2 protein-coding genes and 1 pseudogene are annotated in these 2421 nt (G+C 60.8%); all 3 read right to left on the reverse strand.

Going from position 1 to position 2421, the window contains the following annotated elements:
- Nucleotides 1-103: 103 nt before the first annotated feature.
- Nucleotides 104-1417, reverse strand: coding sequence for an ATP-dependent protease ATPase subunit HslU (hslU, locus tag ACXJ7R_RS30090; RefSeq protein ID WP_095083240.1), 1314 nt, complete (start codon nt 1415-1417; stop codon nt 104-106).
- Between the two features lie 4 nt (nt 1418-1421).
- Complete coding sequence (locus ACXJ7R_RS30095) at nt 1422-2021, reverse strand: DUF2585 domain-containing protein (RefSeq protein ID WP_457155001.1); 600 nt, start codon at nt 2019-2021, stop codon at nt 1422-1424.
- Between the two features lie 49 nt (nt 2022-2070).
- Nucleotides 2071-2421: pseudogene (locus ACXJ7R_RS30100) on the reverse strand (hypothetical protein); the annotation flags it as partial.

Below are 2421 nucleotides of genomic sequence, written 5' to 3' on the forward strand. Positions count from 1 at the left end.
GGACTGTGTTGCAATGCATCGGCCCAAAAATCGGTATCGATTCTTGGAAAGCATGATGCTTCACTTTGAAGACGCCGGCGCCGGAGTGACCCGGCGCCGTCCTTTAAAGGATGAATCGCGACAAATCTGTGTTTCTGGAGAGGTCGCCGACATGCTTTTCCACATAGGCGGCGTCGATGGTGACCGCGGTGCCGTTGCGGTCGGGCGCGTCATAGGAGATCTCGTCCAGCACCCGCTCCATCACTGTCTGCAGCCGCCTTGCACCGATATTCTCGACGCTGGCATTGAGGTCGACGGCGATGCCGGCCAGCGAATCGATGGCGTCGTCGGTGAAGGTCAGGTCGACGCCTTCGGTCTTCATCAGCGCGATATACTGCTTGATCAGGCTGGCTTCGGTCTCGGTCAGGATGCGGACGAAATCGTCCTTCTCCAGCGCCCGCAATTCGACGCGGATCGGCAACCGGCCCTGCAATTCCGGCAACAGGTCCGACGGCTTCGAGACATGGAACGCCCCGGAGGCGATGAACAGGATGTGGTCGGTCTTCAACGGCCCATATTTGGTCGCCACCGTGGTGCCTTCGATCAGCGGCAGCAGGTCGCGCTGCACGCCTTCGCGGGAAACGCCGGCGCCCATGCCGCCTTCACGCGACGCGATCTTGTCGATCTCGTCGAGGAAGACGATGCCGTCATTCTCCGTCGCGTCCAGCGCCCGGCGCACCACCTCCTCCTGGTCGAGCAGCTTGTCGGACTCGTCGCCGACCAGCAGCGCGTAGGATTCCTTGACCGTCGTCTTGCGCGTCTTGGTTTTCTTGCCGCCCATTGCCTTCGACAGCATGTCGTTGATGTTCAGCACGCCGATATTGGCGCCCGGCATGCCGGGTATCTCGAAGCCGGGCATGCCGCCATTGCCGGTGTCGGCCACTTCGATCTCGATCTCCTTGTCGTCGAGTTCGCCGTCGCGCAGCTTCTTGCGGAAGCTATCGCGCGTCGCCGGGCTCGCCGTCTTGCCGACCAGCGCCTCCAGCACGCGTTCCTCGGCGTTGATGTGGGCGCGTGCCTTGACGTCCTCGCGCATCTTCTCGCGCACCAGGCCGATGGCGATCTCGACCAGGTCGCGGATGATCTGTTCGACATCGCGGCCGACATAGCCGACTTCGGTGAACTTGGTTGCCTCGACCTTGACGAAAGGCGCCCCGGCAAGGCGCGCAAGGCGGCGTGAAATCTCGGTCTTGCCGACGCCCGTCGGCCCGATCATCAGGATGTTCTTCGGCATCACCTCTTCGCGCATCTGGCCTTCCAGCTGCTGGCGGCGCCAGCGGTTGCGCAGGGCGATGGCCACTGCGCGCTTGGCGTCCTTCTGGCCGATGATGAAGCGGTCGAGTTCCGAAACGATTTCGCGGGGGGAGAATGTGCTCATATCACTAAATTCCACTTTGCCACTGCTTGATGGCCTCGAACGGACGCAGCAGCATGATCACGTTGAGTGTCAGATTGTCCCGGATGAGATAGCCGGTACCGAGTTCGAAGATGATGGCGAGGCTGACGATCACCCATATAGGTAGCCTTCGCGCCATCACAAATCCCAGCACCATGGCCAGTGTGTCGGACACCGAATTGATGATGCTGTCGCCGTAATAGTTGAGCGAGATCGTGCCCGCGCGGTAGCGCTCGATGATGAACGGGCTGTTTTCCAGCAACTCCCAGCCGCCTTCGATGAGGACCGCGAACGCCAGCCTCAAGCCGATCGGCGAACGCGGAAACAGGAACCGTGCCAGCGCATAGAACAGGAAGCCGTGGATGATGTGCGAGAACGTGTACCAGTCCGAAATGTGCTGGGAGTTCTCGGAACTGTTCACCACGCCGTGCCAGAGCTTGACGTAACCGCAGGTGCAGATCGGCGGATGACCCATGCCGTAAAGGGCTCCGGCCTGGAAGATGAGCAGGGCCAGCACAAGCAGCAGCCCCATTCGCCAGCTGTCTTCATAGGCCGAGTAGCTGTTGTCGTCGCCCGATGCATTCATGCCCTATTGCCTCTCTTCCGCGTCGCCGTCTCGACCATCACAAAGCCCGTCACGCCTTCAGCGGCGGTAGCCGGCGGATCACGGCCGCAGGCAAGGTGGGTTTGACGACAATCCGCCGGATACGCTGCCAGCCAGCCCCGAACACAATAATCAGCGCGCCGACAACGACCAGGATCAAGGCAAAAGGCGGGACGCCCGTCGAATCGGAGGCGGAATTCACCAGATAATAGATGCCCAGCGAGCCGAAGTAAGCCAACGTAGGAACCAGAAGCGAACGGCGGTCTATGGCGAGCGCGACATAGAGGAAGCCAAGGATCAGGATCGTCAGCATAATGGTTGCATTGGCGTCCGGTGCGATATGTCCGAATACCACGTTCTGGCCGGTTGCCATGATAAAGAG

The organism is Mesorhizobium sp. P5_C1 (assembly GCF_054049815.1).

What these genes read in the sequence shown, in the direction of transcription:
- hslU (WP_095083240.1), bottom strand. Translation starts at nt 1,417, where the DNA reads ATGAGCACATTCTCCCCCCGCGAAATCGTTTCGGAACTCGACCGCTTC.
- ACXJ7R_RS30095 (WP_457155001.1), bottom strand. Translation starts at nt 2,021, where the DNA reads ATGAATGCATCGGGCGACGACAACAGCTACTCGGCCTATGAAGACAGC.